This is a genomic window from Corynebacterium sp. HMSC29G08 (genome assembly GCF_001806875.1).
Classification (GTDB): Bacteria; Actinomycetota; Actinomycetes; order Mycobacteriales; family Mycobacteriaceae; genus Corynebacterium.
Window position 1 is genome coordinate 41,942 of record NZ_KV786263.1, and the last position, 17,458, is coordinate 59,399.

Below are 17,458 nucleotides of genomic sequence, written 5' to 3' on the forward strand. Positions count from 1 at the left end.
CGTATAGATGTGGTGCACAACTTATCCTCCTAGGAGCCAGCCGAATGCCCGCGGGTATGCTTGTGAACGTTTTGTGATGCCGCCGAAGTGGAAAGGTGCGGGTGTGCAGTGAGCATTGACAAACCCGAAATTGAACTGACCGAGGAGAACCTGAATCGGGCTGCGGATGAGGCTATCGCGGCGTTCGAAAAGGCCGCGGACCTGGCGGCGCTTGAAGAGGCTAAGCGTGAGCACTTGGGCGAGCAGTCGACAATTATGCAGGCGCGGAAGTCGCTGGGTTCTATTCCGAAGGACCAGCGTAAGGACGCCGGCCGGTTTGTGAACATGGCACGCGGCCGCGCTGAGAAGGTGTACTCCCAGCTCCACCAGCTGCGTGAGGCTGAGTATCGCGAGCAGCAGCTGCGCGAAGAGACTGTGGACGTCACGCTGCCTACCGCACGTTCTCAGGCTGGCGCGATGCACCCGATCACCACACTCAGCGAGCAGATCGCAGATATCTTTATCGGCATGGGCTGGGAAGTTGCTGAAGGCCCTGAGGTTGAAGCGGAGTACTTCAACTTCGACGCGTTGAACTTCATTCCGGATCACCCGGCACGTACGCTGCAGGACACTTTCTATATCGGTGAGGAGGGCTCCAAGCAGGTCATGCGTACGCACACGTCTCCGGTGCAGGTGCGCACGATGCTTGAGCGCGATGTGCCGATTTACATCGCGTGCCCGGGTCGCGTGTTCCGTACGGATGAGCTGGATGCCACCCACACGCCGGTTTTCCACCAGGTTGAGGGCTTGGCGGTGGATAAGGGCCTGACCATGGCGCACCTGAAGGGCACGCTGGATCACCTGGCAAAGACCTTGTTTGGTCCGGAGACCAAGACACGTATGCGCACCAATTACTTCCCGTTCACGGAGCCTTCCGCTGAGGTGGATGTGTGGTTCCCGAATAAGAAGGGCGGCGCTGGCTGGATCGAGTGGGGTGGCTGCGGCATGGTCAACCCGAACGTCTTGCGTGCTGTGGGTGTGGATCCGGAGGAGTACACGGGCTTTGCGTTTGGCATGGGCTTGGAGCGCACGCTCCAGTTCCGCAATGGTCTGACGGATATGCGCGACATGGTTGAGGGTGACGTGCGTTTCACCATCCCGTTCGGCGTACAGGCATAACAGGCGTAGCAGGCACAAGGAGAGAGACAACAAATGCTGATTTCCAAAAATTGGATCACCCGCCTGCTTGCAAACGCGGGCAATGAGGGTTTCAACCCCACGGATGAGGAGCTGGATGCCGGTTTTGTGCGCGTCGGTTTTGAAACCGAGGGCTATGAGCCACTGCCGGAGGTAACTGGGCCGCTGGTGTTGGGCCGTGTCGCGCAGATTGAAGAGCTTACTGGGTTTAAGAAGCCGATCCGTTACTGCCAGGTGGATGTGGGTCAGGCTAATGGCACTGGTGAGCTGCAGGGCATTATCTGTGGTGCTCGCAACTTCAAGGAGGGCGACGTAGTTATTGTGTCGCTGCCGGGTGCGGTGCTGCCGGGTGGTTTTGCAATCGCTGCGCGCAAGACCTATGACCACATTTCTAACGGCATGATGGCTTCGGCGGCGGAGCTTGGTCTCACGGCAAAGAGCGAGGGCATCATTGCGCTGGATAGTCCGCCTGAGGGCTTCCAGCTTGGCGATGACGCACGCGCCTTCCTCAATTCCACCGACACCGTCTTTGATGTCAATGTCACTCCGGATCGCGGTTACGCGTTGTCTGCTCGCGGATTGACGCGCGAGATCGCTTCGGCTTTTGATCTGAAGTACGGCGATGTAGCCAAGGATCCTGCGGTAGCTGGCATTGATGTCTCTGTAGTACCTGCGCCGGAAGGGGAGCTGATCCCGATCACGCTGGAGCCCGATACGAAGGCGAAGCGTTTCGGCCTGCGCAAGGTTGAAGGTATTGACCCGAAGGCCCAGGCACCGTTTTGGATGCAGCGTGAGCTGATGCTTTCCGGCATCCGCTCGGTGAACGCGGCGACGGACGTGACCAACTACGTCATGCTGCTGACTGGCCAGCCGATGCATGCGTTTGACGCCGACAAGATTGCTGGCGGCCTGCGCGTACACAACGCGACCGAGGGGCAGGAGTTTGAGACTCTAGACCACACCAAACGCACGCTGCGCGCAACGGACGTGGTGATCAGCGATGATAACGGCATTCAGTCGCTGGCGGGCGTGATGGGTGGCACCACCTCCGAGATTTCGGATGACACCACCAACGTCTACTTCGAGGCCGCAACCTGGGACGAGCTGACGGTGGCGAAGACTGCGCGTCATCACAAGTTGAGCTCCGAGGCTTCTCGACGTTTCGAGCGCGGCGTGGATCCGGCCATCGTCGAAGCAAGCCTAGACATTGCGTGTGCGTTGCTGGTGCAGTGTGCTGGCGGCCAAGTAACTGCAAGCCGCACCCTAGTCGGCGAGGTTCCGGCACGTGAGGCGATCGAGATGCGCGTGAGCCGCCCGTCCGAGTTGATTGGTGTGGACTACTCGCGCGACACCGTAGTGAAGCGTCTGAAGGAAGTTGGCTGCCGGATCGCAGGCGATGAGGAGACCCTTCAGGTCACGCCGCCGACGTGGCGCGGTGACCTGACCGTGCCGGTGGAGCTGGTTGAGGAGATCGTGCGTTTGGAGGGCTTGGACGCAATTCCGTCCGTGCTGCCCACGCCGACTGGTGGCCGTGGGCTGAGCCCGCAGCAGCGCCGTCGTCGTGCGGTTACGCATGCGTTGGCGTACTCAGGGTACGCGGAGATTATTCCTACGCCGTTTATGTCCAACACCGTGTTAGACACGTGGGGCCTGGAAGCGGACGACCCGCGACGCAACGTGGTGAAGGTGCAAAACCCGCTGGATGCGGACTACGCCGTGCTGGCAACTACGCTGCTGCCAGCAATGCTTGAAGCGGTTGGCCGCAACGTTGCCCGTGGTCGGCATGATCTCGCGCTGTACTCCGTAGCGCAGACTGCCGTCAAACGCGCGGATGCATCACCGATGCCAAGCGTTGAGCAGCGTCCGGACGAGGCGACGATTGCAGAGCTGATTGATTCGCTTCCGGAGCAGCGGTTGCATGTGGCAACGGTGGCCGTCGGCAAGCAAGAGCTCGATGGTCCGTTGGGTCAGGGCAGGGCGTTTACCTGGGCCGATGCCCTGCAGGCTGCGCAAACTGTGGCTTCCGCTGCGGGTGTGGCACTTGAGGTTGAGCAGGCACAGCACTTGCCGTGGCACCCGGGTCGTTGTGCGGCGTTGAAGGCTGGCGGTGAGATTGTGGGCTATGCGGGTGAGCTGCACCCGCAGGTGTTGGAGTCGCTAGAGCTACCTGAGCGCACCGTGGCAATGGAGCTGGATCTTTCGGCATTGCCGTTTGATTACGAGCTTCCGGCGCCGGTGCTTTCCGCATTCCCGGCGGTAAACCAGGATATCGCGCTGGTTGTGGATGCCGATGTGCCGGCAGAGGCGGGACGCCAGGTGGTCGAAGAGGCCGCAGGTGAGCTGCTGGAGCGCGTCACGCTTTTCGACGTCTACGTTTCCGACCAACTGGGCGAGAACAAGAAGTCCCTGGCGTTTGGTCTGGTGTTCCGTGCTGGTGATCGTACGCTGACGGAGGACGAGGCATCCGAGGCGCGCTTGCAGGCTGCGAAGGCGGCCCAGGAGCGCTTTGGTGCCACAATGCGCGGCGTCTAATAATTTACATCCGATCGCATAATTTGTGGAATACAGTGCTACACTGCGGTGCATGACACTCTCTGTAGCCGTTGCCGGTGCAACCGGGTATGCAGGCGGGGAAATTCTCCGCCTGCTTTTGCGTCACCCCGCCTACCTTTCGGGCGAGCTGCGAATTGGCGCGCTGACCGGAAACTCAAATGCAGGAGCATCGGTTGGTGAAGTGATGCCGCACCTGCCCGAGCTGGCGCAGCGCGTGATCGATCGCACCGACGTTGAAACGCTGGCGGGTCACGATGTGGTCTTCCTTGGCCTGCCACACGGGCACTCCGCGCAGATCGGTGCGAACCTGCCGAAGAGCACCGTGGTTATTGACTGTGCTGCGGACTTCCGCCTGAAAGACGCAGCCGCATGGCAGCGTTTTTACGGCACGGAACATGCTGGTCACTGGCCGTACGGTATTCCGGAAATGCCGGGGCACCGCGAGAATCTACGCGGAGCCACCCGCATCGCGGTCCCGGGGTGTTTCCCAACCGGCGCAACGCTTGCTGCATACCCAGCGCTTCAAGCTGGGCTGTGCGCACCTGACGTGCGTGTTGTCAGCATCACGGGTGTTTCTGGTGCGGGCAAGAAGGCCTCGGTGGGCATGCTGGGTGCAGAAACGATGGGCTCGCTGAAAGCCTATAACACCGCAGGCAGGCACCGCCACACCCCGGAGATGGCGCAGAACCTTGCAGAAGCCGCAGGCCACGCGGTCAACGTCAGCTTCACGCCGGTGCTCGCGCCGCTGCCGCGCGGCATCCTTACAACGGTGACGGCACCGCTGACACCAGGTGTGACACAAAAGCAGGCGCGCGAGGCCTTCGAGGCGTTCTACGCAGACGAGCCTTTTGTCTGGGTCTTACCCGAGGGCGCTCAACCACAGACACAGCACGTGGTCGGCTCCAACATGTGCCACGTGCAGGTAGAGGTAGATGAAGACGCCGAAGTGCTGGTGATTACCTCTGCAATTGACAACTTGACCAAGGGAACCGCGGGTGCCGCTGTGCAGTGTATGAACCTGGCGCTGGGCTGGGAAGAAACTGCTGGCCTTCCACAGCAGGGCTTAGCGCCCTAAATACGGCAACAAAAGACATAAGGAACGAAAAACAATGACACAAGGAACCGTCACCACCCCGAAGGGCTTCGTCGCCGCCGCGACGACGGCGGGCATTAAACCCTCCGGCAACTCGGACATGGCGCTCGTGGTTAACCAGGGCCCGGAGTTCAACGCTGCTGCAGTATTTACGCGCAACCGCGTGAAGGCCTCGCCGGTGAAGGTTAGCCGCGAGGCCACCAGCAACGGCCAGCTCAAGGCGGTGCTGTTTAACTCCGGAAATGCAAATGCCTGCAATGGCGCCCAGGGCGATGCAGATGCACGCGAAGCCCAGATGCGCGCTGCAGAGCAGCTGAACATCTCCGGCGATGACGTGGCGGTGTGCTCGACGGGTTTGATCGGTGAGCTGCTGCCGATGGACAAAATCCGCAAAGGTGTAGACGCGTTGACAGCCTCTCTGGGGGATCACGGCGAGGCCGCCGCAGAGGCGATTATGACCACGGATACCACGAGTAAGCAGGCATTTGTGCAGCGTGATGGTTGGTCTGTTGGCGCGATGGGGAAGGGCGTCGGCATGATGGCCCCGTCGCTTGCGACGATGCTGGTGTTGGTGGTCACGGATGCGTCGATAAGCAATGAAGCCCTGCAAGAAGCTCTGGAGAAGGCTTCCGAGGTCACCTTTAACACCTTGGATATTGATGGCTCTACCTCCACCAATGACACCGTCATTGTCATGGCCAACGGCGCAAGCGGCATCACCCCGAGCCAAGATGAGGTGGATTCGGCGATCTTGGATGTGTGCCAGTCTCTCGCTGACCAGATGCAGGGCGATGCTGAGGGTGTGACCAAGCGCGTCAGCATCACCGTGCACGGCACCGCAAACAATGAGCAGGCGCTGAACGCCGCTCGCACCATTGGGCGTGACAACCTGTTTAAGTGCGCGATGTTCGGCTCTGATCCGAACTGGGGTCGTACCTTGGCAGCCGTCGGCATGGCCGATGCAGAGATGGACCCGGACAACATCAGCGTGAGCTTTAATGGCCAGCCAGTGTGTATCGCGTCAACCGGTGCGCCGGGGGCTCGCGATGTGGATCTCAGTGGCATGGACATTGCGGTTGAGGTTGATCTGGGCACAGGGGGCCCAGGTGTTGCGACGGTACGCACCACCGACCTCTCCCACGCTTACGTTGAAATCAATTCCGCTTACAGCAGCCAGGGAGGTTACGTGTTAGATCCATTAGGTGCTCACTTGAATAATGAGGCGCGGGCACACGTGCTCGCCGAGGCGCTGCCGTGGCTGCAGTACTACCGCGACAAGATCGTGGTGGTGAAGTACGGCGGCAACGCCATGATTGATGAAGACTTAAAGGCAGCGTTCGCGGCTGACATGGTATTTTTGCGCACCGTCGGTGCCAAGCCTGTCGTTGTACACGGCGGTGGCCCACAGATCTCCGCGATGATGAAGCGCCTGAACCTGGAAGGCGGCGAATTCGTTGGCGGCTTCCGCGTAACCACGCCAGAGATCCTGGACGTAGTGCGCATGGTGCTCTTCGGCCAGGTGGGGCGTGACCTTCTTGGCAAGATCAACTCGCATGGACCGTACGCCGTGGGCACCTCCGGTGAAGACGCCGGACTGTTTACCGCCGAGAAGCGCTACGTCGAGGTTAACGGCCAGCAGCACGACATTGGCTTGGTGGGCACGATCACGGATGTAAACCCGGAGGCCGTGATGGACATCATCGAGGCTGGCCGCATCCCGGTGGTGTCCGGTATTGCGCCGGGTGTCAGCGGAGACGTCTACAACATCAACGCCGACGAAGCCGCTGGCGCACTCGCGGCAGCCATCGGCGCGGAGCGCCTCGTTGTGCTGACCAATGTCGAGGGCCTCTACACCGATTGGCCTGATAAGGACTCGCTGCTGAGCAAGATCACGGTGGGTGAGCTGGAAAAGATGATGCCCACGCTGGACTCCGGGATGATCCCGAAGATGGAGGCATGCCTGACCGCGGTGCGTGGTGGGGTAAAGGCTGCGCACGTGATTGATGGCCGCATTGCACATTCGGTGTTGCTGGAGCTGTTGACCATGGGCGGCATTGGCACAATGGTGCTTCCGGATGCATACGATGCGGCGCATTACCCGGAGGGCACCGTGTTTAGAAAGGATGACGCGTAGATGACACAAGCCGAAACGGCACAAGAGCCCAGCGCAATGCTCAGTGGGTGGAACGCCGGGCTGATGAACAACTACGGCACTCCGCCGGTAGCGTTAGTTTCTGGCCGTGGAGTCTTTGTCACGGATGACAGAGGCAATGAATACTTGGACATGCTCGCCGGCATTGCGGTCAACGCGCTTGGTTACGGGCATCCGAAGATTGTTGAGGCTGTGTCCTCCCAAATCCAGACCTTGGCGCATGTGTCGAACTTGTTCGCGTCCCAGCCCGCTGTGGATGCAGCAGGGGAGTTGGTGCGCCGCTTCGGCGATGACAGCGCGCGCGTGTTCTTCTGCAATTCTGGTGCGGAAGCCAACGAGGCGGCATTCAAGCTTGCTCGCTTGACTGGCAAGCGTCGCATCTTGGCTGCGCAGCATGGTTTCCACGGCCGCACGATGGGTTCGCTGGCGTTGACCGGCCAACCTGCCAAGCGCGCGCCGTTTGAGCCGGTCGCGCCAGGGGTGGAGTTTTACCCTTATGGCGACATTGATTACGTGCGTAAACTCGTCGCCATCAACCCGGACGATGTAGCCGCGATCTTCCTTGAACCCATCCAGGGCGAAACCGGGGTCATCCCCGCGCCAGAGGGGTTCTTGGGGGAGCTTCGGAAGCTTTGCGACGCTCACGGCATCCTCCTCGTCTGCGACGAAGTCCAAGCTGGCGTGGGCCGAACCGGAACCTTCTTTGCCTTCGAACACGACCTTGCCCCGGGTGTGCGTCCTGACGTGGTGACTATGGCAAAGGGCATCGGCGGCGGACTGCCGTTGGGAGCTGTGATTGCTACCGGTGAGGTTGCCAAGACGTTTACCCCGGGATCTCACGGTACGACGTTTGGCGGCAACCCGGTTGCGTGTGCAGCGGCGAACGCCGTGCTTGACGTCATTGACAAGGACTTTCTTGCAGAGGTGGCGCGCAAGGGCGATGCCTTTGCCGAGCGTCTGCGCGGAATCGACGGTGTGAAGGCCGTGCGCGGGCGTGGGCTGATGGTGGGTGCGGTGCTTGAGCGTGGCGTCGCGAAGCAAACGTATGCTCTGGCGCTGAAAAATGGCCTCATTGTCAACGCGCCGGCAAACGATGTGATCCGGTTCACCCCACCACTGGTGATCACGGATGAAGAATTGGACGAAGCAGCAACGCGCTTTGCAGCTGCGCTGCGCGAAGCAATGGAAAAGGAGTAACAAGGTGCCACGACACTTTCTGGCAGACGACGATCTGTCACCTGCCGAGCAAGCCGAAGTACTTGCCCTAGCCGCGGAAATGAAGCGTGAGCCTTACAAACACCGCCCACTGGAAGGGCCGCAGTCCGTTGCGGTGCTGTTTGATAAGACCAGTACGCGCACCCGTTTCTCCTTCGACACGGGCATTGCGCAGCTGGGCGGCCACGCGATTGTGACCGAGACCGGCAACTCGCAGATGGGCAAAGGGGAGAGCTACCAGGACACCGCGGCTGTGCTCAGTCGCTACGTTTCCGCGATCGTGTGGCGCACCTACGCCCACGACAATCTGCTGTCCATGGCGCAAACCGCCACCGTACCCATTGTGAATGCACTTTCGGATGACCTGCATCCGTGCCAGATTCTGGCGGACCTGCAAACCATGGTTGAAAACCTCTGCCCGGAGGAAGGACCAGCCGGCCTGCGTGGCAAGAAGGCTGTCTACCTTGGGGATGGCGATAACAACATGGCAAACAGCTACATGATTGGTTTTGCCAACGCCGGGGTGGACATTGCCATCATCGGACCCGAAACCTTTTTGCCGCGCGAAGAGTTTGTGACCCGTGCACGTAAACGCGCAGAAGAAACCGGCGCAACCGTTACCGTGACCAGCTCGCTGGATGCGGTCGAGGGCGCTGATGTTGTCATCACCGACACCTGGGTGTCTATGGGTATGGAGGAAGACGGCAAGGATCGCCGCACTCCGTTTATGCCTTACCAGGTCACGTCCGAGGTGATGGCGCGTGCAGGCAAGGATGCGATCTTCCTGCACTGCCTGCCGGCGTATCGCGGCAGTGAGGTCACTGCTGAGGTTATCGACGGCCCAGCCTCGCGCGTATTCGACGAGGCGGAGAACCGTCTACACGCACAAAAGGCCCTCCTAACTTGGCTTCTGGAGCACCAGTCATGACACAACCCGTATCGCGCACCGCGCGTCAATCCCGCATCCTGGAAATTCTGGCAAACACCCGCGTGACATCGCAGGTGCAGCTGTCCCAACTGTTGCTTGCAGAAGGCATCGACATCACCCAGGCCACCCTCTCGCGCGACCTGGATGAGTTGGGGGCGCGTAAGGTTCGCCCGCTCGACGGCGGCCGCGCGTTCTATATCGTCGGAACTGACACCGGCGCCATCGACGCCGGGCAGACCGGGCCACGCGACAAACTCAACCGGATGGTTGAAGAGCTGGTGGTGTCGGTGGACTACTCGCACTCCACTGCCGTGCTGCGAACTCCCCCGGGGGCTGCACAGTACCTGGCCACCTATATCGACCGGGTGGGCTTAAACCAAGTAGTGGGTAGCATTGCGGGCGACGACACCATTTTCGTACTTGCCCGCGAACCCCTCTCGGGCCAGGATTTAGCAGAGCAGCTTTTCAGTGGTGCCCCGCGCAAAGCCGAGAGCTAACCACAGGTAACCTAACGTTTCGCATAACCTTTTTCCGTAGTTTTTCTTCAAGGAGAGATCTTCTATGACCAACCGCGTTGTCCTCGCGTACTCCGGCGGACTGGACACCTCCGTAGCCATCCCGTACCTCGCTGAGATGACTGGTGGTGAAGTGATTGCCGTTTCTTTGGACCTGGGCCAGGGCGGTGAAGACATGGAGTCCGTGCGCCAGCGTGCGCTGGACTGCGGTGCCGTGGAGTCCATCGTGGTGGACGCCAAGGATGAGTTCGCCGAGGAGTACTGCCTGCCCACGATTAAGGCCAACGGCATGTACCAGGGTGAATACCCACTGGTTTCTGCAATTTCCCGCCCGCTGATTGTCAAGCACCTCGTTGAGGCTGGCCACCAGTTCGGCGGCACCCACGTAGCTCACGGCTGCACCGGCAAGGGCAACGACCAGGTGCGTTTTGAGGTTGGTTTCCTCAACCAGGATCCGGACCTGGAGATCATCGCACCGGCTCGTGACTACGCGTGGACCCGCGACAAGGCCATTGAATACGCCGAAGGTAAGGATCTGCCGATTGAGCAGTCTGCAGCTTCCCCGTTCTCCATTGACCAGAACGTGTGGGGACGTGCGGTTGAGACCGGCTTCCTGGAGGACCTGTGGAACCCACCGACCAAGGACCTGTACTCCTACACCGAGGACCCATCGCTGGGTAATGCCCCGGATGAGGTCATCATCTCCTTCGAATCCGGTAAGCCGGTGGCCATTGATGGACGCCAGGTTACGGTGCTTGAGGCTATTGAAGAGCTGAACCGTCGCGCAGGTGCGCAAGGCATCGGCCGCTTGGACATGGTGGAAGACCGCCTGGTGGGTATTAAGTCTCGCGAAGTCTACGAGGCCCCGGGTGCGGTTGCGCTGATCACCGCACACAAGGCGCTTGAAGACGTCACGGTGGAGCGCGAGTTGGCCCGTTACAAGCGACTGATCGACGCTCGTTGGGCGGAAGAGGTGTACGACGGCTTGTGGTTCGGCCCGCTGAAGCGCTCGCTCGATGCCTTCATTGACTCCACCCAGGAGCACGTCACCGGCGATATCCGCATGGTGCTGCATGCAGGTACCGCGACGGTCAACGGCCGTCGTTCCAACCACTCCCTGTACGACTTCAACCTGGCAACCTACGACACGGGTGACACCTTCGACCAGACTCTGGCTAAGGGCTTCGTGCGCCTGCACGGCCTGTCGTCTCAGATTGCCAACAAGCGTGACCGCGAGGCTAACGCCTCGCAGAAGTAGGGGATATCGATGGAGCAGCACCGCACTAACGAAGGCGCGCTGTGGGGTGGTCGCTTCTCCGGCGGCCCTTCCGAGGCAATGTTCGCGCTGTCCGTGTCCACCCATTTCGACTGGGTACTCGCACCTTATGACGTGCTTGCCTCCAAGGCACACGCGAAGGTGCTCAACCGGGCAGGACTGTTGAGCGGCGCTGACTTGGAAACCATGCTGGCTGGCCTTGACCAGCTAGGCAAGGACGTTGCGGATGGTTCCTTTGGGCCGCTGCCTACGGACGAAGACGTGCACGGTGCCATGGAGCGCGGATTGATTGACCGCGTCGGACCCGAGGTGGGCGGCCGTCTTCGCGCGGGCCGCTCCCGCAACGACCAGGTTGCTGCGATGTTTCGCATGTGGCTGCGAGATGCAGTGCGTGGCGTTGCCCAGGATGTTGCGGACTTGATCGACGCTATTGTCGCCCAGGCGAAGGCTCATCCCGATGCGATCATGCCGGGTAAGACCCACTTCCAGGCGGCGCAGCCGATTCTGCTCGCACACTCCCTGCTTGCTCACGCGCAGCCGCTGCTGCGTGACCTGGAGCGTATCCAGGATTTGGACAAGCGTCTTGCGGTATCTCCGTATGGTTCCGGTGCGCTGGCGGGTTCCTCGCTGCAGCTGGACCCGGAGGCGATTGCAGAGGAGCTCGGTTTTAATTCCTCTGCAGACAACTCGCTTGACGGCACGGCTTCGCGTGACTTTGCTGCAGAAACCGCCTACGTGCTGGCGCAGATTGCGGTGGATCTGTCTCGCTTTGCTGAAGAGATCATTGCGTGGTCCACACCAGAGTTTGGCTACATCACGCTTCACGACGCTTGGTCCACCGGATCTTCCATCATGCCGCAGAAGAAGAACCCAGATGTGGCAGAGCTTGCCCGTGGTAAGTCCGGCAGACTGATCGGCAATCTCGCAGGCTTGCTGGCAACCCTCAAGGCCCAGCCCCTGGCGTACAACCGAGACCTGCAAGAAGACAAGGAACCCCTGGTGGATTCGGTGTCGCAGCTTAGCATTGTGCTGCCGGCGTTTACCGGGCTTGTCTCTACGTTGGTATTCCATGAGGATCGCATGCTGGAGCTGGCACCTGCCGGCTACACACTTGCAACCGACCTGGCTGAGTGGATGGTGCGCCAGGGCGTGCCTTTCCGCGAGGCCCACGAGGCTTCTGGTGCATGCGTGCGTATCGCGGAAAGCCGAGGCGTAGACCTTGTGGACCTGACTGATGAGGAACTAGCAAGCGTTGATGCTCGCCTGACTCCTGAGGTTCGGGACGTGCTGACGGTGCAGGGCGCTGTAGCTTCCCGCGCCACGCGCGGCGGTACCGCAAAGGTACGCGTTGAAGAGCAGCGTGAGCGTGTGGCTGAGGCCAATGCTGTGTTCCGAACGTGGGCGGAGACTCCAGTGCGCCCCAGTTAGTGAGCGAAGTCACGAAATACGTTTTACTATGAGCGTATGAACGTGCCGAGTAGTAATACAGACACCAAGCGCGGTGGACGCGGATTGTCCATCCTGCTTGGTGTTGTTTTATTAGGGGTAGTCGCAGCTGCGATCGCCTTGGGTCGCGGGGTTATTCCTGGGATCGGAGGAGCTAGCGGCGCTGGCGGCATTGGCGGCGTTGGCAGCTCAGCGGATGGGGCGAGTCAGGTCGCCCAAAAGCCGGGTCTAACCCAGCTTCGCGGGGTGATCGGCTCCGAAAAGCGCGGATATTTCGAAGACCCGGATGTGGTGGCAAGACTTGAAGAGCTGGGGTACCAAGTGTCGTTCAGCACGGCCGGCTCCCGCGAGATCGCCACAGGCATCGACATCGAAGCTCAGGACTTCGTTTTCCCTTCTTCGGCACCAGCGGCGCAAAAGGTTCGCGAGCAGGGCTCTGGTTACTCGGTGGACTTCCCCTTCTTCTCTCCCATGGCGGTGGCCAGCTGGCAGCCGATCACCGAGATCCTAGAAGGGGAGGGGGTGGTTACCAAAGACGGTGACAACTACGTATTAGACATGGCCAAGTTTGTGGACCTTGCAAGCTCGGGTGCGAGGTGGCGTGATTTTGGGGATACGTTTGCGTCGCCAAGAACTGTCCAGATCCGCTCAACAGACATCCGCACATCCAACTCGGCAGCGATGTACCTGGCAATCCTGAACTATGAGTTCCAACAGCGCGACCCTGCGCGTGGTGATGACGTGAATTACCTAGTGGAGTCGATCTCACCGTTTTTCACAGGCCAGGGCTACTCAGAGTCATCCTCTTCGGGCCCATTCGCGGAATACCTGGCGCAAGGGATTGGGGCGGCGCCGATGGTGATGGTCTACGAAGCACAGTATCTGGGCGAGCAGATGAGCCCGAACTCGCGCATTCGGGATGACATGGTGCTGCTCCAGTTGCACCCAACCGTGCTTGCAAACCACGGCATTGTAGGCGTTAGCGCGGGAGGTAAAGAACTTGGAAAGCTGCTGACCAACGACCCGCAGCTGCAGCAACTTGCAGCACGTCACGGTTTCCGGCCCGCAACCTCCGGCTCGCTTGCCCAAGAGTTGGAAAGCCAAGGCTTTGAACCACCGCGCGACTACGTCAACTCCATCGATCCACCGAATTACGACCGCCTAGAACAGCTCATCGACGGTGTGGGTACCCGCTACGGCAAAATAGCGCCCCCGCCTAAAAACGGGGAGGAAGAGTAATGAAACGCTTCTGGCTAGCATTTGTCACTTTTCTCAGTGCCCTAGCGCTTGCTGCTTGTGGCACCGACTCAGGAGAAACTGGCGGGGTTGATTCCGACCCCAAACAGAGCCCTGGCTCCGCGGACCTGACTATTGTTGCCGCCACAGAGTTGAAAGACTTGGAGGGGCTTGTCCAACAGGCGGCTAAGGACCTGGGGTTCAGTATTGAGCTGCTCTTCCCAGGTGGCACTCTGGACAACTCCCAGGCACTGAAGCGCGGAGATTTCGACGGCAACGTGGACGCAACCTGGTTCGCCACCAACCGCTACGTCAACCTGATTGGGGCGTCCAACAAGCTTGCGGACGAGACGAAAACCGCAACCAGCCCAGTGGCCTTTGGCGTCTGGGACGAAGCGGCTGCGCGCTTGGGCTGGGATAAGCAGCAGCCCACCTGGGCGGAGTTTGCCCAGGCCGCCGAGCAAGGTGATTTCACCTTCGGCATGACTACACCCTCGTCGTCCAACTCGGGATTCTCGGCGCTGGTGTCGGTAGCGACGGCGGTTGCAGACACCGGTCAGGCAATTAGCCCCGGGGATCTGGAGCTGGTCAGCCCGACACTCAAGGCGTTGTTCCAGGCTCAGTCACTGGTCTCTGGCTCCTCCGGGTGGCTGGCGGAGGCGTTTGTTCATGACCCAGAGCGTGCCGATGCGATTGTGAACTACGAGTCGACGCTGCTGCAGATGCAGCATCAGGGCCAGCCGATCCAGGTGGTTGTGCCGAAAGATGGCGTGATCTCCGCCGACTACCCGCTATCCACGCTCGCACAGCCCTCGAATCCGCAGGCCGCCGGGCGGGTCCGCGCGTTGGCAGATTGGGTGCTTGAGCACCAAGAAGATATTGCACAGTCGTACCGCCGCCCGGTGATCCAGGTGGACAACCTGCCAGAGCAGTTGCAAAACCAGCAGGTCATTGAGCTGCCGTTCCCGGCAAACCAATCAGTGGTAGACGAACTGCTCTACGCCTACAACAACCAGTACCGCCAGCCTGGTACTACCACGTTTGTGCTGGATGTTTCCGGATCCATGGAAGGCACGCGCCTTGACTCGTTGAAAGCGATTATGCATTCGCTTATCGACGGCTCAGCGTCCACCCTCACCGGCGACGTCTCACTCCGGGACCGCGAGGACGTCACTCTGTGGTCATTTAGCTTCGACCCGAATGAGCCAATCACGGTTACGTATGACCGTGAAGACCCGGCTGTCGCCGCAGCACTTGGCGCGTATGTTGATGGTTTGGTTGCGCATGGTGGGACGGCGATCTACCGAACGTTGATCCGTGCTTTGGAGGCGGCGGACACTTCGACAGGTATTCCATCCATAGTCTTGCTCAGTGACGGTGAAGCTACCTACGGCGAGTCGTTCCAGGAGTTTAGAGAGATCTATGCGCAGATGTCGCCGGAGAAGCACTCGATTCCGGTGTTTGTGATTCTCTACGGGGATGCGAACAAAGCTGAGATGACGGAGCTTGCCACGTTGACCGGCGGCGAAGTGTTTGACGCACTCAACGGTGATTTGGAGTCTGCATTTAAGGAGATTCGTGGGTTCCAGTAAATACTTCCGTTCACGCAAGAACCAGGTTGGCCTGCTGCTGGCCATTGTGGTTGTTGCGCTGCACTTGCTCATCGGATTTGGCGTGTTCTGGCCAATAGCAGCCATAGCGGCGTACGGGGCGGGTGCCGTGCTGACTCCGGCGCCGCGGCAGCAAGCACTTACCACGGCTATGACCCCCACGCCGCAATTGCTTGGTGGGGTGTTGCACGAGACTTCTTCGAAGCTGTTTCGCGCGAAGCCGCCAGCTGTCGTAGTGGCGAAAGCTAAAGAGCTGGAGAGCAACGTTCGTTTTGTCTTGTCTGAGTGGGACCACTTGGATTCCACGCCGCAGCATCGGCAGACCATGTGGAATGTGGTCAAGGTGTATTACCCGGAGATCACCGCGACGTTCCTCGATGGTCCGCAACACAGCGACAGTAGGGCAGCGGCAATTATGGCGGATTCGTTGGCCACGCTCGCTGACGCCGTAGACAGAATTAAAACCGGCATTCTTGACCACAATCTGCGCGCCATGGACTCGCAGGCCCAGTTCTTACGCACTGAACTTGGCGCGCTGCCAGGACTCAACGACGGTTTCGAAGAAGCTGAGGGGTACGATCGACGCTCATGAGCCTTGATCCAGAACTGCTTGAGATTCTTGTTTGCCCCCAAGATAAAGGGCCATTGATCTATAGCGAGGAAGAACAGTTGCTGATCAATGAGCGCCTTGGCGTTGCCTATCGCATTGAGCAGGGCATTCCAGTTTTGCTTATCGACGAAGCGCAAACCCACCCAACCACCTCGCAATAACGAAAGCGTGAGATGTTTTGATGACTTCTTCTGTAAACACCAACATCGTTGATGAACTTGAGTGGCGTGGCCTGGTAAATCAGTCCACAGACCTTGAAGCCCTTCGGGAGGCTACGAATACGCCGATCACGCTGTACTGCGGGTTTGACCCGACTGGCCCGTCGCTGCACGCTGGCCACCTTGTGCCGCTGTTGATGCTGCGTCGTTTCCAGATGGCGGGCCACCGTCCGTTGGTACTCGCTGGTGGCGCGACGGGCATGATTGGTGACCCACGTGATGTAGGCGAGCGCACCCTAAACTCGGAGGACACGGTGCGCGACTGGGCGGATCGTATCTCCGGCCAGCTTTCACGCTTTGTCTCTTTTGACGGCGATAACGCGGCCCTGCTGGTCAATAACAACGACTGGATCAAAGATCTCAGCGTGATTGAGTTCCTGCGTGACATTGGCAAGCACTTCTCGCTTTCCACCATGCTGAGCCGTGACACTGTGAAGCGCCGTTTGGAGTCTGATGGCATTTCCTACACCGAGTTTTCCTACATGTTGCTGCAGGCTAACGACTACGTGCAGCTGCGTCGCAACTACGACTGTGTGCTGCAGGTAGGTGGCGGCGACCAGTGGGGCAACCTCGTTGCGGGTGTTGACCTGAACCGCCGTATGGACGGCGTCTCCGTCCACGCGCTGACCGTGCCGCTGGTGACTGACTCTGAAGGCAAGAAGTTTGGCAAGTCCACCGGTGGCGGTTCGCTGTGGTTGGATCCGGAGATGACCAGCCCATACACCTGGTACCAGTACTTCTTGAACACCGCCGATGCGGACGTGATCCGCTACCTGCGCTGGTTCACATTCCTGGACAAGGAAGAGTTGGATCGTCTTGAGGTTGAGGTTGCGGAGCGTCCCTTCAAGCGTGAGGCGCAGCGGCGCCTTGCGAAGGAGATGACAGACTTGGTTCATGGCGAAGACGCTCGCAAGGGTGCTGAACTTGCCGCTGAGGCGCTGTTTGGCAAGGCCGAGCTTTCGGACCTTGATGAGCGCACCTTGGCTGCTGCGGTCAGCGAAACCACAGTGCATGAAATCGGGTCGGGCGCATCCACCAACATTGTTGATTTGTTGGTAGGCGCAGGCCTCGCGGATTCCAAGGGTGCTGCACGCCGTTCCATTAAGGAGGGCGGCGTATACGTAAACAACCAGCGCATTGAAAGCGAGGAGTGGGAGCCGACCGAAGCCGACTTCCTCCACGGAGCGTGGTTGGTGCTGCGTCGCGGCAAGAAGAATTTTGCCGGCGCAAAGCGCGTCTAGCTGCGGAGTTTGCATTTTGTTAAACGGCGTGGCTATGGTTTAGCCACGCTGTTACGGCAGCAAGTGAATCAAAGAAAATCAACGATTTGACATGATTCGAACCGACATGTAATGTCGTAAAAGCCGCTTTTACCGGGTTCAAGCTTGAATCTGGTGGGGTGTGCGTGTGTTGTTTGAGAACTCGATAGT

General features: G+C 59.8%; 14 protein-coding genes and 1 pseudogene. All 15 read left to right on the forward strand.

Annotated elements, in window-relative coordinates:
* Nucleotides 1-108 precede the first annotated feature (108 nt).
* On the forward strand, nucleotides 109-1,158 hold the full coding sequence (pheS, locus tag HMPREF3101_RS08860; protein WP_070464507.1) for a phenylalanine--tRNA ligase subunit alpha: 1,050 nt from the start codon (nucleotides 109-111) through the stop codon (nucleotides 1,156-1,158).
* A 33-nt stretch (nucleotides 1,159-1,191) separates the two neighbouring features.
* Nucleotides 1,192-3,708 carry a phenylalanine--tRNA ligase subunit beta gene (gene pheT / locus HMPREF3101_RS08865; protein WP_070464509.1) on the forward strand — a complete coding sequence of 839 codons (2,517 nt, stop codon included), beginning with the start codon at nucleotides 1,192-1,194 and terminating at the stop codon, nucleotides 3,706-3,708.
* 52 nt (nucleotides 3,709-3,760) lie between these two features.
* Nucleotides 3,761-4,804 (forward strand): N-acetyl-gamma-glutamyl-phosphate reductase, encoded by a 1,044-nt coding sequence (gene argC, locus HMPREF3101_RS08870; protein ID WP_070464510.1) that lies wholly within the window; start codon nucleotides 3,761-3,763, stop codon nucleotides 4,802-4,804.
* Nucleotides 4,805-4,838: 34 nt separating this feature from the next.
* Nucleotides 4,839-5,996, forward strand: a pseudogene (gene argJ, locus HMPREF3101_RS08875) (bifunctional glutamate N-acetyltransferase/amino-acid acetyltransferase ArgJ); the annotation flags it as partial.
* A gap of 36 nt (nucleotides 5,997-6,032) precedes the next feature.
* Complete coding sequence (gene argB, locus HMPREF3101_RS12445) at nucleotides 6,033-6,956, forward strand: acetylglutamate kinase (protein WP_246816711.1); 924 nt, start codon at nucleotides 6,033-6,035, stop codon at nucleotides 6,954-6,956.
* A complete protein-coding gene (locus tag HMPREF3101_RS08880; RefSeq protein ID WP_070464512.1) occupies nucleotides 6,957-8,171 on the forward strand; it encodes an acetylornithine transaminase in 1,215 nt (404 codons plus the stop codon).
* A gap of 4 nt (nucleotides 8,172-8,175) precedes the next feature.
* Nucleotides 8,176-9,117 carry an ornithine carbamoyltransferase gene (gene argF, locus HMPREF3101_RS08885; RefSeq protein WP_246816710.1) on the forward strand — a complete coding sequence of 314 codons (942 nt, stop codon included), beginning with the start codon at nucleotides 8,176-8,178 and terminating at the stop codon, nucleotides 9,115-9,117.
* Nucleotides 9,114-9,614, forward strand: a complete 501-nt coding sequence (locus HMPREF3101_RS08890; RefSeq protein WP_070464513.1) for an arginine repressor — start codon at nucleotides 9,114-9,116, stop codon at nucleotides 9,612-9,614. Before argF ends, HMPREF3101_RS08890 begins: the two co-directional genes overlap by 4 nt.
* Before the next feature lie 64 nt (nucleotides 9,615-9,678).
* Nucleotides 9,679-10,890 (forward strand): argininosuccinate synthase, encoded by a 1,212-nt coding sequence (locus HMPREF3101_RS08895; protein WP_070464517.1) that lies wholly within the window; start codon nucleotides 9,679-9,681, stop codon nucleotides 10,888-10,890.
* A gap of 9 nt (nucleotides 10,891-10,899) precedes the next feature.
* On the forward strand, nucleotides 10,900-12,336 hold the full coding sequence (gene argH, locus HMPREF3101_RS08900; RefSeq protein WP_070464519.1) for an argininosuccinate lyase: 1,437 nt from the start codon (nucleotides 10,900-10,902) through the stop codon (nucleotides 12,334-12,336).
* A gap of 36 nt (nucleotides 12,337-12,372) precedes the next feature.
* Nucleotides 12,373-13,593, forward strand: coding sequence for a hypothetical protein (locus HMPREF3101_RS08905; RefSeq protein WP_070464522.1), 1,221 nt, complete (start codon nucleotides 12,373-12,375; stop codon nucleotides 13,591-13,593).
* Nucleotides 13,593-15,182, forward strand: coding sequence for a VWA domain-containing protein (locus HMPREF3101_RS08910; protein ID WP_070464527.1), 1,590 nt, complete (start codon nucleotides 13,593-13,595; stop codon nucleotides 15,180-15,182). Before HMPREF3101_RS08905 ends, HMPREF3101_RS08910 begins: the two co-directional genes overlap by 1 nt.
* The gene (locus HMPREF3101_RS08915; protein ID WP_070464530.1) at nucleotides 15,169-15,792 is read left to right on the forward strand and encodes a hypothetical protein; all 624 of its coding nucleotides are present in this window, start codon (nucleotides 15,169-15,171) and stop codon (nucleotides 15,790-15,792) included. The genes HMPREF3101_RS08910 and HMPREF3101_RS08915 overlap by 14 nt, the downstream gene beginning before the upstream one ends.
* Nucleotides 15,789-15,971 carry a Trm112 family protein gene (locus HMPREF3101_RS08920; RefSeq protein ID WP_070464532.1) on the forward strand — a complete coding sequence of 61 codons (183 nt, stop codon included), beginning with the start codon at nucleotides 15,789-15,791 and terminating at the stop codon, nucleotides 15,969-15,971. The genes HMPREF3101_RS08915 and HMPREF3101_RS08920 overlap by 4 nt, the downstream gene beginning before the upstream one ends.
* A gap of 20 nt (nucleotides 15,972-15,991) precedes the next feature.
* Nucleotides 15,992-17,269 carry a tyrosine--tRNA ligase gene (tyrS, locus tag HMPREF3101_RS08925; RefSeq protein WP_070464534.1) on the forward strand — a complete coding sequence of 426 codons (1,278 nt, stop codon included), beginning with the start codon at nucleotides 15,992-15,994 and terminating at the stop codon, nucleotides 17,267-17,269.
* The last annotated feature ends 189 nt before the right edge of the window (nucleotides 17,270-17,458 follow it).

What these genes read in the sequence shown, in the direction of transcription:
- pheT (WP_070464509.1), top strand. Translation starts at nt 1,192, where the DNA reads ATGCTGATTTCCAAAAATTGGATCACCCGCCTGCTTGCAAACGCGGGC.
- argC (WP_070464510.1), top strand. Translation starts at nt 3,761, where the DNA reads ATGACACTCTCTGTAGCCGTTGCCGGTGCAACCGGGTATGCAGGCGGG.
- HMPREF3101_RS08880 (WP_070464512.1), top strand. Translation starts at nt 6,957, where the DNA reads ATGACACAAGCCGAAACGGCACAAGAGCCCAGCGCAATGCTCAGTGGG.
- HMPREF3101_RS08890 (WP_070464513.1), top strand. Translation starts at nt 9,114, where the DNA reads ATGACACAACCCGTATCGCGCACCGCGCGTCAATCCCGCATCCTGGAA.
- HMPREF3101_RS08895 (WP_070464517.1), top strand. Translation starts at nt 9,679, where the DNA reads ATGACCAACCGCGTTGTCCTCGCGTACTCCGGCGGACTGGACACCTCC.
- argH (WP_070464519.1), top strand. Translation starts at nt 10,900, where the DNA reads ATGGAGCAGCACCGCACTAACGAAGGCGCGCTGTGGGGTGGTCGCTTC.
- HMPREF3101_RS08905 (WP_070464522.1), top strand. Translation starts at nt 12,373, where the DNA reads ATGAACGTGCCGAGTAGTAATACAGACACCAAGCGCGGTGGACGCGGA.
- HMPREF3101_RS08910 (WP_070464527.1), top strand. Translation starts at nt 13,593, where the DNA reads ATGAAACGCTTCTGGCTAGCATTTGTCACTTTTCTCAGTGCCCTAGCG.
- HMPREF3101_RS08920 (WP_070464532.1), top strand. Translation starts at nt 15,789, where the DNA reads ATGAGCCTTGATCCAGAACTGCTTGAGATTCTTGTTTGCCCCCAAGAT.
- tyrS (WP_070464534.1), top strand. Translation starts at nt 15,992, where the DNA reads ATGACTTCTTCTGTAAACACCAACATCGTTGATGAACTTGAGTGGCGT.